Raw genomic sequence first — 12,218 nt, 5'->3', positions numbered from 1 at the left:
CGGCCACAACTTCGTCCGCACCATGACCACCCTCGCCGCCCGCGGCATCAACCCCCACGTCGTCGACGACCAAACCGGACGCCCCACCTTCACCACCGACCTCGCCGCCGGCATCCACCACCTCACCCGCACCCACGCACCCCACGGCACCTACAACCTCACCAACACCGGCCCACCCACCACCTGGGCAGACCTCGCCCGCACCATCTACCACCTCACCGGACACGACCCCCACCGCATCACCCCCACCACCACCCACGACTACTACGCCGACACCACCCACCCCGTCGCCCCACGACCCACCAACAGCGTCCTCGACCTCACCAAGATTTGCGTCACCGGATTCACCCCCACAGACCACACCCGGGCACTCCAGACGTACCTGAGCCCGCGCTGAGGCGAGAGCCCGAGAACCTGACCCTCAGAGGTCGGCGTGCAGCTGCCAGACGCGCTCCGCGGCACCGTGCCACGAGAACACGCGGCCCCGATCTCCGGCCATCACCCCGAGCCGCTCCGCAGCCGATGTCGTGGCGAGGGCCCCCGCCAGGGCGTCGCCGAGCCCTTCGATCAGGGATGCCGCATCCGTCGCCGCGATGAGATCGCCGCCGTCGACGATCACCTCGCGGTGGGTCGGGGTGTCGTGGGCGATGACGGGCACGCCCAGCGCGAGAGCCTCGACCACCCGCCAGGGGAAGGCCGTCCGCGCTGAGGGCGCGAGGTAGGCCACCGCCGCGCCGAACACGGCAGCCCGGTCCGCGCACTCGAGAGCGCCCCGGACATGGACGCGCCGCTCGGGGACGCCGACGGACTCGGCGAGTTCGGCCACGGCCGGCTCACGCCCCTCATCGACGTCCAGGACCACGACCGGCAGGTCGAGTCCCGATGCCGCGACGGCGGCCAGTCCCGCGTCGAGCGCGTCGGATGGCGCCGCGCCGCTGAGCAGGACGAAGCCCTCGGGCACACCCAGGTGCCGACGGCGGCCGACTTCGTCGGACGGGACGGCGAAGTCCAGGGGCGCCGCGCCCGAGATCACCCGGGTACGGTCGCCCACCTTCGCGCGCTCGGCCAGACGCTCGCCCAGCTCATGGGTGGGTACCACGATCGCATCGGCGTGCTTGGCCGCGCGCTTGAGCATGGCGCGCTGCCACGCCGCCTGCCCGCGGGGCAGTTCGTCGGGGGCCTCCCAGGCGCGCAGGTCCCAGACCGTCACCACCGTCTGGTCGTGGTCGTGCAGACGGTCGTGCTTGACGAGGGGCGCCATGAGCGTCGGAGAGTGGATCATGCCACCACCGATCCCCGTCGCGACGCCGAGCTGCAGCGCGGCCGCCAGTTCGCGGCGTGCCAGCGCGGTGCGCCGCACGCTCGAGAGTCCGGGCACGCGGCGGAGATCGTCGGCCCCCGCGGGCGCGATGCCCTCGACGTCGCACCCGTCGGGCGCGCCGGCGACGAGGGCGCGAGCGAGGTCGCGCGAGGCCTCGGCGAGGATCGGATCCGTGGGCGCGGCGACCTGGTCGAGCAGCACCCGCAGGGTGGCCGTCATGGCGCCGGCGTGGCGGTCGGCGTCGGCGGGTGCAGTGCCTGCTGCACGAGCTCGTGGACGTAGGCGTAGTCCGGCGCGGACTCCTCCACCCCGTTGGCGGGCGTGAGTTCGATCGTCGTCAGGGGCTCCTCCCGCGCGTCGACGGCGAGGTCCGCGAGGAAGGGGATGAGCGACTGGGGCAGATCGGTCTCGACGATATCGGTGCCCGCGGCGGCGATGTCCTGGAAGCGGGTCAGGACGGTCTGCGGCGTGAACTGCTCGAGGATCGCCTGCTGCAGCACCCGCTGGCGCTTCATGCGGTCGTAGTCGCTGGTCGTGTAGCGCGACCGCGCGTACCACTGGGCCGTGTCGCCGTCCATCCGCTGCGGTCCGGCTTCGATCCAGCCGGTGGCCCATTCCTCGGCGGGCTGGCCGTCGTAGGCGGGACCGCCGCCCTTGGGCAGGCGCTCCTCGACCGTGATCTGGACTCCCCCCAGCGCGTCGATGAGGGCGGCGAATCCGTGCATGTCGATGAAGACGTAGTACGGGATCTCGATCCCCAGGATGCCTTCGGCGGCGTCCTTGGTCGCCTCGACGCCGGGCGAGGAGCCCGTCGAGGCGGCATCCGGATAGAGGGCGTCGCCGTCGCGGCACACCTCGACCTCGGTGCGGAGCTGGTTGATGCCACTGCCCCAGCCGCACGTCGCGTTCGCGAAACCCTCGTGCACGTCGGGGTACAGGTCTTTCATGGGGCCGTCCGCGAACGGGAAGTTCGGCATGTCGCGGGGGATGCCGGTGATGGTGGTCGCTCCCGTGTCGGCGTTGACCGAGACCACCGAGATGCTGTCGAACCGCATCGAATCGCGGCCCTCCCCGCTGTCGGCACCCAGCAGCAGGATGTTGTAGTAGCCGTCCGAGGGCGGGACGGCAGGACCGCTCTCTCCGAAGATGGCGCCCAGGGTGTCGCGGGTCGTTCCCGCGACGGTCGCGCCATACGCGGCGGTGCCGCCCGAGACCACGGTGAGCGCGACGGCGAGCAGGGCGATGCCGAAGCGCGCGAGGCGTCCGGTGCGCACCAGCCGCACGAGGCGCAGCGTGTCGACCGTGAGCACGACCCACAGCACGCCGTACGCCACGAGGGCCAGCTGCGCTGCGGTGAGGAAGAACCAGTTGGTCGCGACGGCGAGCACGACCGGTCGCCACAGCGCGAGCGCGAGCAGCCCGATCGCGCCGAAGAGCCACAGGCTGAGCGTCGCTCCGAGACCGAGGCGCCCGAGACGCCGGTTGCCGGCAAGGGCCTGCGCCGATCCGGGGACGAGGAAGTTCAGCACGACCAGCCACCACCCCCGTCGGGTCATCAGCGCGCGCGAGGTCGCGTCCGGGTAGCGCAGCGGGCGCTCCTGGACGACGGAGCGCGGGACGGGACGGGGAGCCGACGTGCGGTGGCGCGGTGGGGCGGCCACACTCATAGGGACTCCTTGAGACGCCGGTTCTTCTCGTCGACCTGCGCCTCGAGGGCGCGCGCGTAGTCCTCGATCCGGTCGCCCAGGTCGGCGTCGGAGGTGCCGAGGATGCGAGCGGCGAGCAGGCCCGCGTTCTTCGCGCCGTTGATCGACACCGTCGCGACGGGAATGCCGGCGGGCATCTGCACGATGCTCAGGAGCGAGTCCAGCCCGTCGAGGGTCGCCAGCTGCACCGGAACGCCGACGACCGGCAGCGCCGTGAGCGAGGCGAGCATGCCGGGCAGGTGGGCGGCGCCCCCGGCACCGGCGATGATCACCCGGATGCCGCGCCCGCGCGCCTCGCGCCCATAGCGCAGCAGCTTGTCGGGCGTGCGGTGGGCCGAGACGACCTCGACCTCGTGCGGGACGCCGAGGTCGCTGAGGATCTGCGAGGCGTCGCTCATCACGCGCCAGTCCGAGTCGGAGCCCATGACGACGCCGACCAGGGGCGCCTCGGAAGAATGCAGCGGCGTGGTCACCCGACAAGGCTAGGGCGCGACGCTGGACAAACCCCGCAACGGCGCGGTCGTTCCGGCCCCGCCGGTGTCGGGGCTTCCTAGGCTGGAGGGCATGAGCGCCCCCACCGACCTGGACGTCAACGCCGCACTGCGCGAACGCTACGGTGCGGCCGCGCCGCAGCTCAGCGATCCCGCGCTGCTCGGGAGCGAGATGCTCGCGACCATGCTGCGGCACCGGTCCGTGCGACGATTCACGGGACGACCCGTCGGGCCTGAGACGATCACCGCTCTGGTCGCGGCGGCGCAGTCGGCGGCGACCAGCTCGAACAACCAGGTGTGGAGCGTCGTCGAGGTCCGCGACGACGCCGCTCGGCAGCGACTGGTGGCACAGGCGGGCGCGAGCGCGTTCGTCGCCGAAGCGCCCGTCGTGCTGCTGTTCGTGGCGGACTGGGCGCGCGCGTCGGCGATCGCCGGCGGACGGGGCGAAGCCGACGAGGCCGCCGAGTACCTGGAGTCGACTCTCGTCGGTTTCGTCGATGCGGCCCTGGCTGCGCAGAATGCGGTGGTCGCCGCCGAGAGCCTGGGCCTGGGCACCTGCTACCTCGGGTCCCTGCGCAACGATCCGGCCGCCGCGGCGACGCTGGCAGGGCTCCCGGCGCGCGCCGTCGTCGCCTTCGGCGTCGCACTCGGCTGGCCGCATCCCGACGAGACGGCCGGGGTCAAACCGCGCCTCGCACCGGATGTGGTCCACTCCCTCGAGACGTACCGCCCGGTGTCACCGCGAGACATCGAGGCGTACGAGAGCACCCTCGCGGCGTACAACGCGACGCAGGGGCGACCCTCCGGATGGATCCGCCAGATCGTCGCTCGGGTGCGCGACATCCGCGGACTCCACGGACGCGAGCGGATGCGCGAATGGCTGACGGATCGGGGACTGCCCTCGCGCTGACCCGGTCAGCCCGTGAAGAACGCCGCCGCCGCGCGCGCCTGATAGGCGACCTCGTCCAGGTCGGATCCCGCGGCGTTGACGTGTCCCACCTTGCGGCCCGGTCGCGGGGCCTTTCCGTACGTGTGCACCTTGGCGGCGGGGTGCTCGGCCATGGCGGCGGCGAAGCGCTCGTCCAGACCGCCGCTCTCGGGCCCCCCGAGGATGTTCACCATCACCGACCACGCCTCCCGCGGCTGCGGGTCTCCGAGCGGAAGGTCGAGCACGGCGCGCAGGTGCTGCTCGAACTGGCTCGTGACCGCGCCGTCCTGAGACCAGTGCCCGCTGTTGTGGGGGCGCATCGCGAGCTCGTTGACGAGGATGCGCTCGTCGGTGGTCTCGAACAGCTCCACGGCGAGCATCCCGGTCACCCCGAGTCCTTCGGCGATCGCGGTACCGACTCCCGCCGCCACCTCGGCCAGCCGCTCCGGCGCGTGCGGGGCGGGAGCGACGACCTCGGCGCACACGCCGTCGCGCTGCACGGTCTCGACCACCGGATACACCGTCATCTCGCCGGAGGGCCGGCGCGCGACCTGCTGTGCGAGTTCCCGCGTGAAGTCGACGAGCTCCTCCACCAGCAGGTCGCCGCCGCGGGCGTCCTCGGCGAGCGCCGCGAACCAGTCGTCGGCCTCGGTCGCGGCAGACACGACACGCACGCCCTTGCCGTCGTAGCCGCCGCGCGGGGTCTTGACCACGGCACGACCGCCGTGGGCGTCCAGGAAGGCCTGCAGGCCCTCGGCGTCCGACACCGCGGCCCAATCCGGCTGCGGCATCCCGAGCTCGGACAGCCGCGCACGCATGTGCAGCTTGTCCTGCGCATAGAGCAGCGCGTCCGGACCGGGGTGCACCGCGATCCCCGCGTCGACCATCGCGCGCAGAACGTCCTGGGGCACGTGTTCGTGGTCGAACGTGACGACGTCGACGTCGCGCGCGAACGCCAGGACGGTCGCGGTGTCGCGGTAGTCACCCACCGCCGTGGCCGCCAGCGCGGCCGACATCCCCTCGTCCTCGGCGAGCACCCGCAGGTCCACACCGAGTTCGACCGCGGGTGCGATCATCATGCGGGCCAGCTGCCCACCCCCGACGACTCCGACTCGCAGCGCCATGCCGCTCCTTCCGACTCCCCCATCTTCGCGCACCTCGGGTCCGCGTAGGGGACGAGGGCAGCCCGCTCAGACCGAGCGCACGCCGGGGGGCAGCGGCTGGGCGTCGCGGTGGGCGAGGATCTGACTGACCTCGATCTGGTCGACGAGCACCTCGTGCACGAGCGATGCGCTCGGGACGTCCGCAAGCCGAAGCGGAGAGTCGACGCCGTCCGACAGCACCAGTGTTCCCGCGCCCCAGAGCCGCTGCACCGGGCCGCGTCGCACCTGGATCGCGTACCCGCGCACGTGGCTGAGCTCGCGGCGGCGGACCGCGAGCAGTCCCGCCCGCTCGATCACGCGGCGGGTCGTGATGGTGTAGACGTGCGACGCCCACGACGCATACGGCAGCACCACGAGCAGCAGCACGACCGCGGCGGCCGCGGTGAACAGCATCCAGTCCTCGAAGGGCGCGGGGAGGTTGCCGGAGAAGTAGCCCACCGCTCCCGCCACGCCGATGAGGACGAGCGCCGACCAGACGAGGCGACGCGCGTGGGGCCGGAACCGGGCGACCCTCAACTCAGGCGTGGCTGCGCCCGGGGCCGGCATCAGCGGCCGGCCACCGTACGGTGTCGGCTGGGTCATGCCTCCATTGTGCGCGGGAGCGCGACATCGCCGCGCCGGGCGCGCCATGGCGCGTCATACTCGCGCGCGCTCAGCGCACGTGCACGACGTCACCCGCGCCCACGACGGTCTCGCCGCCCGAGTCGCCGTGCACGACCAGGCGCCCTTCGCCGTCGATCCGGGCCCCCGTTCCCGAGAGGGTGGTGCCGTCCGGGAGCGACACCACGACGGACGTGCCGATGGTGTCGCACAGGGTCTCGACCTCGGCGCGCACGCCGGCTGCGGCGGCATCGCCCCCGCTGGCGATGAGCGACTGCAGCTGTTCGTCGAGGGAGGTCAGGTAGTCGGCCAGGAGGCGGTCGGCGTCCGCCTCGACCCCGGCGGTGCGCAGCGACGTCGCCGACGGGACGGGGAGCGCCTCTGCCGGCATGTCGGTGTTGACCCCCGCGCCGACCACGACCGCCCCGGCATCGGCGGGGACCACCTGCGCCAGGATGCCGCAGAGCTTGCGCCCGTCCAGCAGCACGTCGTTCGGCCATTTCAGCCGCGCGGAGTGAACGGTGCCGACCAGCTGGGCGGAGACCGCCCGCGTCATCGCCGCGCCGGCCATGAGCGGGATCCAGCCGCGTGCGGACACCGGAAGGGCGTCGACGCGCAGCACGGTGGAGATCGCCAGGGCCATGCCCGGGGGCGCGATCCATTCGCGATCGAGCCGGCCGCGCCCGGCCCGCTGATCGTCGGTCAGGAGAACCGAGAGGTGAGGCCATGCCGACGGGTCGTCGATGAGGTGGTCGACGAGGTCGGCGTTGGTCGAGCCGGTCTCGGTGACCACCTGCACGCGGGGGCTCACCGCCGCCGCGAGGGGGAAGCCTTCGGAGGGGATGCTCATACCGTCACCCTACGGGGAACAGCGGATCGCCGAACCCCTTGTGCGAACCCTCCAACCGTTGGGCCAGACCGCTCGATAGGGTGGAACGCGTGACCGAACAGCCCGATCTTTCCACGACCGCCGGCAAGATCGCCGACCTGCGCGCGCGCTTCCAAGAGGCCGTCCTCGACGCCGAGAAGACGGCGCAGGACAAGCAGCACGCGAAGGGCAAGCTCACCGCCCGCGAGCGCATCGACCTGCTCGTGGACCCCGGCAGCTTCGTCGAGCTCGACGAGTACGTCCGACACCGCACGTCGGCGTTCGGCATGGACAAGGCCCGGCCCTACGGCGACTCGGTCGTCACCGGGGTGGGGACGATCCACGGGCGCACGACCGCCGTCTACGCGCAGGACTTCTCGACCTTCGGCGGTTCGCTGGGCGAGGTCGCGGGCGACAAGATCATCAAGGTCATGGAGTTCGCCATGCGCAGCGGCATCCCCATCGTGGGGATGCTGGATTCCGGCGGCGCGCGCATCCAGGAGGGCGTGGTCGCCCTCGGCAAGTACGGTGAGATCTTCCGCCTGAACACCGCGGCATCCGGGGTCATCCCGCAGATCTCGATCATCATGGGCCCGGCAGCGGGTGGAGCGGTGTACTCCCCGGCGCTCACGGACTTCGTGGTCATGGTCGACAAGACCAGCCAGATGTTCGTCACCGGCCCCGACGTCATCAAGACCGTGACCGGCGAGGACGTCGGGATGGAGGAGCTCGGCGGCGCGCACACGCACAACACGCGGTCCGGCGTGGCGCACTACCTCGCCGAGGACGAGGACGACGCGATCGACTACGTGCGGACGCTGCTGAGCTACCTCCCCGACAACAACATGTCCGAGATCCCGGTGTACGAGACCGGTTTCGAGTTCGAGACGACGGATGCCGATCGCGCACTGAACGCGATCATCCCGGACTCCCCCAACCAGCCCTACGACATCCACGAGGTGATCCGTCACATCGTCGATGCCGAGGACTTCCTCGAGGTGCAGCCCCTCTTCGCCCCGAACATCGTGATCGGCTTCGGTCGCGTCGAAGGGCGCTCGGTGGGCATCATCGCGAACCAGCCGTCGCAGATGGCCGGCACCCTCAACATCGAAGCGGGAGAGAAGGCGAGCCGCTTCGTGCGCTTCTGCGACGCGTTCTCGATCCCGATCGTCACCCTCGTCGACGTCCCGGGCTACCTCCCCGGCACCGACCAGGAGTGGACCGGGGTCATCCGCCGCGGCGCGAAGCTGCTGTACGCCTACGCCGAGGCGACGGTGCCGCTGGTGACGGTCATCCTCCGCAAGGCCTACGGCGGCGCCTACATCGTCATGGGCTCCAAGCAGCTCGGCGCCGACGTGAACCTCGCGTGGCCGACGGCCGAGATCGCGGTGATGGGCGGCCAGGGCGCGGTGAACATCCTCTACCGCGGCGAGATCAAGCGTGCCGAGGCGGCGGGCGAGGACGTCGCGGCCGTGCGGACCCGGCTCGCGAACGAGTACACCTACAACGTCGCGTCGCCGTTCCTCGCCGCCGAGCGCGGCGAGCTCGACGGCATCATCGAACCGGCCGCCACGCGCGTGTCGATCGCCAAGGCGCTGCGGGCCCTGCGCGGCAAGCGGGCGAGCCTGCCGCCCAAGAAGCACGGGAACATCCCGCTGTGACGCCGACCAGCGACAACCTGCCCGAGGACGGCGTCGCGATCGACGTGCGTCGCGGAGCGCCGACCGAGGAAGAGCTGGCGGCCCTCATCGCGGTCGTGAGCGAGGCGTACACGACCGAGGCGGAGCACGCGGTGGTCGACGACGCCCCGTCGCGCAGCGCGTGGGACGTGTCGGCACGCAACCTCCGGCGCCCGCTCGACCGAGCCCTCGGATGGCGGCACGGCGGCTGCTGATCGGCTCCGGCACGGGGGACGTGTCCCCCGAAATACCTACAGACGCCCCCATCGGCAACCGGAATACTGGTTCTCGCTGGAACGCTTCTGCGTTCGGCTGACCTGCTCTCCTCCGGGACAGCACAGGTTCGGCCCCGCGGACGGTTTTCGGGTATCCGTCCGCATGGCGAGGGGCGGGCGGCTTCGCCGCCCCTCGCCTCTCCCTCATCACTCCCCGCCCCGGCATCCCTCCCCCGCCGAGACGGGGAGTGTGTCAGTTGCGGGCGCCCGCCGGGTGGTCGATCTCCATCCACAGGTCCACGGAGTCCTCGTCGCTCAGGCCCGCACCCGAGTCGGAGCGCCCCACGACCGTCACGGCGACCCGCTCGTGCGGCGAGGTGCGGATGTAGAGCCGGTCGGATCTGGCCGTGCGCAGGGTCTCGGCGAGCTGGGAGCGGATCTGCCCGAGTGCGGCGTCGGCGAGCCCCTCGAGCCCGCCCTCGTCGAGGACGGTGACGGTCGCCCCGCGGCGCCGGGCGCGCTCGAGCTCGGCGCGGACGTCGTCGTCGAGCAGGCGCGGCCCGCGCAGCTCGTCGCGCAGCCGGCCTTCGGCCAGGCGCGCCTCGAGCCGCTCCTCCTCGGCGAGCTCGCCGCCGGTGGCGATCACCCGGGTGAGCACGGGACCGGCGACCGACAGTGCGCTCTGAACCTGTACGCGCCGCTCCCGCTGCCGCACCACGTGCGAGGCCTGCCAGGCGGATGCCGCCCGCTGCAGCTGGGCCAGGCGCGCGGTGTCGCGGGCCGCGCGGTCCATCGACCGCAGCAGCAGCTGCGCGCACGAGACCCACACGATGGAGCCGACGAGCCCGAGCTGCAGAGCCTGCGCGGGCCCCATCCAGGCCATGGACGCGACGATGAGCATGACCAGGCCGGACCACGCGAACCAGGGTCGGCGCCTCACCATGACGATCACCATGAGGGCGCCGATGCCGCCCAGATACCACGTCGCGTACGGGTCGTCGCGGACGTCCTGCGCGAACGCCCACGACACCGCGGTCGGCACGAGCGCAGCGCTGACGATCGCCAGCAGCGCGGCCGGCAGGGGGAGCTTCTCGGGCCCGCGCGGAGCGGGGACGCCCGTCTCCTGGTCCCGGCCGGCACCCGCGGCCCGGCCGAAGGGGGCGGGCTCCCAGAACAGGCACAGCCACGTGGTGGTGAGGTACAGCGCCAGCGCGCCGACGATGACGAGCGGGTGCTCGGCGGGGGCCAGCCCCGACAGTCCCCGGGCGGCGAGGTAGGCCGTGAAGGCGAGGGCCAGCGAGACGAGCACCCTCCGGACGCTGATCACTCGCTCGCCTCCCGCCAGACCAGGCGCACGCGCGTGCCCTCGCGGCCGGTCGTGACCCGCCCGACCCCGCCGACCGACGCCATGCGCGCCACGATGGAGCCGCGGATGCCGAGACGATCGGCCGGCACGGCGTCGAGGTCGAAGCCCGGGCCGGCGTCGGCGACGTCGATCCGGATGCCCCCGCGCGCGCACTCGACGGTCGCGGAGAGCCCCTCCGCGCCGGCGTGCTGCACCGAGTTGGCCACGGCCTGCGTCGCCGCCAGGCACAGCGCCTCGGCCACGCGACCGGGAAGCAGCGTCGTCCCCGCCTCGATGCGACGATCGACCCGCAGCCGCACGCCCATCTCGCGCGCGGCCTCTTCGATGTCATCGGCGAGGGATGCCGCGTCGCGCGGTTCGTCGCTGCCCGACCCGCCTGCCTGTTCGGTCGACGCCAGGCCCGCCAGCGCCTCGCGCGCCATCGCGACGGCCAGGGTGCGGGCGCGCGGGGAGTCCGCGCGTTCGGCGGCGATGAGCGCGGCGAGGACGCTGTCGTGCATGAGCGCGGCGACGGTGACCCGCTCCTGCTCCGCGGCGTCGGTGGCCGCCGCCCGGGCGTACAGGTCGACGGCCTGGGCGCGCGTCTCGTCGACGTTCGCGGCGACCGAGCGGAACAGCCAGCCGAGGGTGAGGAGCACGCCGCCGAGGATGATCGCGAACGACACGTCCAGCAGCAGGCGGAAGCCCAGCTCGGGGGTGAACCCGCTGACCACCAGCCGCACGAGGCCGTACAGGATCGGGGCGAGCACGGTCCAGGCGATCTGCAGCGGGAAGGGGAAGGCGAGGACGGCGGCGAGCGTGGCGATGTTCACCAGGAACCAGATCCACGGGTCCTGATCGGTCGGGGTCGACGCCGCCTTCGGCGTGAGCGGCCACACCGCCAGCGCCAGGACGAACACCACGGCGAACGCGCCGGCGGTGGCTCGTACGCCGCGGCCGAACATGCACGCCATCACCATGACCGCGAGCGGGATGAAGGCGACCGGCAGCAGCGGGTCGGTGTACCACGGGTCGTAGGCGGCGCTGAGCACCGCGGTGGCGAGCGCCTGCACGCCGAGGACGAGGGAGCCGAGGGCGGCCGCGACGGTGATGATGCGCTCGACCCGGGTGCGCGTGAACGACCCGATGGCCGGGCGCCCGTCCCGGGCCGGGGCGATGTGCGTCCAGGCGCGGTCGAGGACGACCCCGGAGCCGTCCGCGCTCATCGCTGTCCTCCGCCGCTCTCCCCGGCGGCATCGCTGAGGATGCCGTCCTCCATCGCCCGGCGCAGCAGATCGACCTTGGTCGGCGCGGGACGCCCCACCTCGACGTACTTCACCCGCACCCGCGTGATGTTCTCCTTCGCGGTCGAGTACGCCACGCCCAGACGGTCGGCGACGACCTTCAGCGGCAGGCCCGCCGCGTACAGGCGCAGCACATCCCGCTCGCGGGCGGACAGCTGCGCGTCGGCGAACTCCCGGTCGCCTTCGACCGCGCTCGCCCACTCCACGTTGTTGAGCGGCTCGCCGCGCGCGACCGTGCGCACCGCAGCGGTGACGTCGTCGATGGGCGATGCCTTGCTCACCACGCCGGCGGCACCGGCCGAGAGCGCCTCGCGCACCGCCGCCGGGCGGTCGGCGACGCTGTGGATGATGACGCTCGAGCCGTCGCCGACGAGGCGATGGACGTTGTCGGTGACCGTCGTGCCGTCGCCGAGCGTGAGATCGAGCACCACCACGTCGGCCGGACCGGCGTCGGAGGATGCGCGCCACCGGAGGTACTCCCGCACGGTGCTGCCCGAGAACACGACGTCCTCTGTTCCCGAGCGCAGGCAGGCGGCCTCGAGCCCGAGCCGGACGGACTCGTGGTCGTCGATCAGGGCGACCCGCGTCATGAGGGCCA

13 protein-coding genes are annotated in these 12,218 nt (G+C 72.5%); 4 read left to right on the top strand and 9 right to left on the bottom strand.

Features of this window, described 5'->3' with window-relative positions; all coding sequences use genetic code 11:
* Positions 1 to 397 (top strand): sugar nucleotide-binding protein (locus Q9S36_RS46435; RefSeq protein WP_311291542.1); only part of this gene is annotated, 397 nt, incomplete at its 5' end.
* Positions 398 to 421: 24 nt separating this feature from the next.
* On the opposite strand, the gene Q9S36_RS46430 is transcribed toward Q9S36_RS46435, so the two are convergent.
* Genes Q9S36_RS46430 through purE form a run of 3 tightly spaced genes read right to left on the bottom strand, consistent with a single transcriptional unit; the run spans position 422 to position 3,452 of the window.
* The gene (locus tag Q9S36_RS46430; protein WP_311291541.1) at positions 422 to 1,540 is read right to left on the bottom strand and encodes a glycosyltransferase family 4 protein; all 1,119 of its coding nucleotides are present in this window, start codon (positions 1,538 to 1,540) and stop codon (positions 422 to 424) included.
* On the bottom strand, positions 1,537 to 2,988 hold the full coding sequence (locus tag Q9S36_RS46425; RefSeq protein ID WP_311291540.1) for an LCP family protein: 1,452 nt from the start codon (positions 2,986 to 2,988) through the stop codon (positions 1,537 to 1,539). Before Q9S36_RS46425 ends, Q9S36_RS46430 begins: the two co-directional genes overlap by 4 nt.
* Positions 2,985 to 3,452: a 5-(carboxyamino)imidazole ribonucleotide mutase gene (gene purE, locus Q9S36_RS46420; protein WP_311291544.1), complete on the bottom strand. Its 468-nt coding sequence runs from the start codon at positions 3,450 to 3,452 to the stop codon at positions 2,985 to 2,987. The genes Q9S36_RS46425 and purE overlap by 4 nt, the downstream gene beginning before the upstream one ends.
* A 139-nt stretch (positions 3,453 to 3,591) precedes the next feature.
* Here purE and Q9S36_RS46415 point away from each other — a divergent pair, with 139 nt between their 5' ends.
* Positions 3,592 to 4,428: a nitroreductase family protein gene (locus Q9S36_RS46415; RefSeq protein WP_311291539.1), complete on the top strand. Its 837-nt coding sequence runs from the start codon at positions 3,592 to 3,594 to the stop codon at positions 4,426 to 4,428.
* Between the two features lie 5 nt (positions 4,429 to 4,433).
* On the opposite strand, the gene Q9S36_RS46410 is transcribed toward Q9S36_RS46415, so the two are convergent.
* From Q9S36_RS46410 to Q9S36_RS46400, 3 genes are all read right to left on the bottom strand, one after another.
* A complete protein-coding gene (locus Q9S36_RS46410) occupies positions 4,434 to 5,570 on the bottom strand; it encodes a 5-(carboxyamino)imidazole ribonucleotide synthase (RefSeq protein ID WP_311291538.1) in 1,137 nt (378 codons plus the stop codon).
* A 66-nt stretch (positions 5,571 to 5,636) separates the two neighbouring features.
* A complete protein-coding gene (locus Q9S36_RS46405) occupies positions 5,637 to 6,191 on the bottom strand; it encodes a PH domain-containing protein (protein WP_311291537.1) in 555 nt (184 codons plus the stop codon).
* 70 nt (positions 6,192 to 6,261) lie between these two features.
* Positions 6,262 to 7,059 carry a biotin--[acetyl-CoA-carboxylase] ligase gene (locus Q9S36_RS46400; protein ID WP_311291536.1) on the bottom strand — a complete coding sequence of 266 codons (798 nt, stop codon included), beginning with the start codon at positions 7,057 to 7,059 and terminating at the stop codon, positions 6,262 to 6,264.
* 89 nt (positions 7,060 to 7,148) lie between these two features.
* On the opposite strand from Q9S36_RS46400, the gene Q9S36_RS46395 reads away from it, so the two are divergent.
* Positions 7,149 to 8,738 carry an acyl-CoA carboxylase subunit beta gene (locus Q9S36_RS46395; protein ID WP_251453270.1) on the top strand — a complete coding sequence of 530 codons (1,590 nt, stop codon included), beginning with the start codon at positions 7,149 to 7,151 and terminating at the stop codon, positions 8,736 to 8,738.
* Positions 8,735 to 8,971, top strand: a complete 237-nt coding sequence (locus Q9S36_RS46390) for an acyl-CoA carboxylase subunit epsilon (protein WP_251453271.1) — start codon at positions 8,735 to 8,737, stop codon at positions 8,969 to 8,971. Before Q9S36_RS46395 ends, Q9S36_RS46390 begins: the two co-directional genes overlap by 4 nt.
* A gap of 253 nt (positions 8,972 to 9,224) precedes the next feature.
* On the opposite strand, the gene Q9S36_RS46385 is transcribed toward Q9S36_RS46390, so the two are convergent.
* Genes Q9S36_RS46385 through Q9S36_RS46375 form a run of 3 tightly spaced genes read right to left on the bottom strand, consistent with a single transcriptional unit; the run spans position 9,225 to position 12,210 of the window.
* Positions 9,225 to 10,298: a hypothetical protein gene (locus tag Q9S36_RS46385; protein ID WP_311291535.1), complete on the bottom strand. Its 1,074-nt coding sequence runs from the start codon at positions 10,296 to 10,298 to the stop codon at positions 9,225 to 9,227.
* Complete coding sequence (locus Q9S36_RS46380) at positions 10,295 to 11,542, bottom strand: sensor histidine kinase (RefSeq protein ID WP_251453273.1); 1,248 nt, start codon at positions 11,540 to 11,542, stop codon at positions 10,295 to 10,297. Before Q9S36_RS46380 ends, Q9S36_RS46385 begins: the two co-directional genes overlap by 4 nt.
* The gene (locus Q9S36_RS46375) at positions 11,539 to 12,210 is read right to left on the bottom strand and encodes a response regulator transcription factor (RefSeq protein WP_251453274.1); all 672 of its coding nucleotides are present in this window, start codon (positions 12,208 to 12,210) and stop codon (positions 11,539 to 11,541) included. The genes Q9S36_RS46380 and Q9S36_RS46375 overlap by 4 nt, the downstream gene beginning before the upstream one ends.
* Between the last annotated feature and the right edge of the window lie 8 nt (positions 12,211 to 12,218).

The organism is Microbacterium sp. ARD31, from assembly GCF_031844425.1.
The sequence above is the reverse complement of the archived record's forward strand: the minus strand, read 5'-3'. Positions and strand labels throughout refer to the sequence as shown.

Excerpts from the sequence above, each read along its gene's own strand:
- Q9S36_RS46380 (WP_251453273.1), bottom strand. The coding sequence starts at position 11,542 with ATGAGCGCGGACGGCTCCGGGGTCGTCCTCGACCGCGCCTGGACGCAC.
- Q9S36_RS46430 (WP_311291541.1), bottom strand. The coding sequence starts at position 1,540 with ATGACGGCCACCCTGCGGGTGCTGCTCGACCAGGTCGCCGCGCCCACG.
- Q9S36_RS46425 (WP_311291540.1), bottom strand. The coding sequence starts at position 2,988 with ATGAGTGTGGCCGCCCCACCGCGCCACCGCACGTCGGCTCCCCGTCCC.
- Q9S36_RS46410 (WP_311291538.1), bottom strand. The coding sequence starts at position 5,570 with ATGGCGCTGCGAGTCGGAGTCGTCGGGGGTGGGCAGCTGGCCCGCATG.
- Q9S36_RS46375 (WP_251453274.1), bottom strand. The coding sequence starts at position 12,210 with ATGACGCGGGTCGCCCTGATCGACGACCACGAGTCCGTCCGGCTCGGG.
- Q9S36_RS46405 (WP_311291537.1), bottom strand. The coding sequence starts at position 6,191 with ATGACCCAGCCGACACCGTACGGTGGCCGGCCGCTGATGCCGGCCCCG.
- Q9S36_RS46400 (WP_311291536.1), bottom strand. The coding sequence starts at position 7,059 with ATGAGCATCCCCTCCGAAGGCTTCCCCCTCGCGGCGGCGGTGAGCCCC.
- Q9S36_RS46415 (WP_311291539.1), top strand. The coding sequence starts at position 3,592 with ATGAGCGCCCCCACCGACCTGGACGTCAACGCCGCACTGCGCGAACGC.
- purE (WP_311291544.1), bottom strand. The coding sequence starts at position 3,452 with ATGGGCTCCGACTCGGACTGGCGCGTGATGAGCGACGCCTCGCAGATC.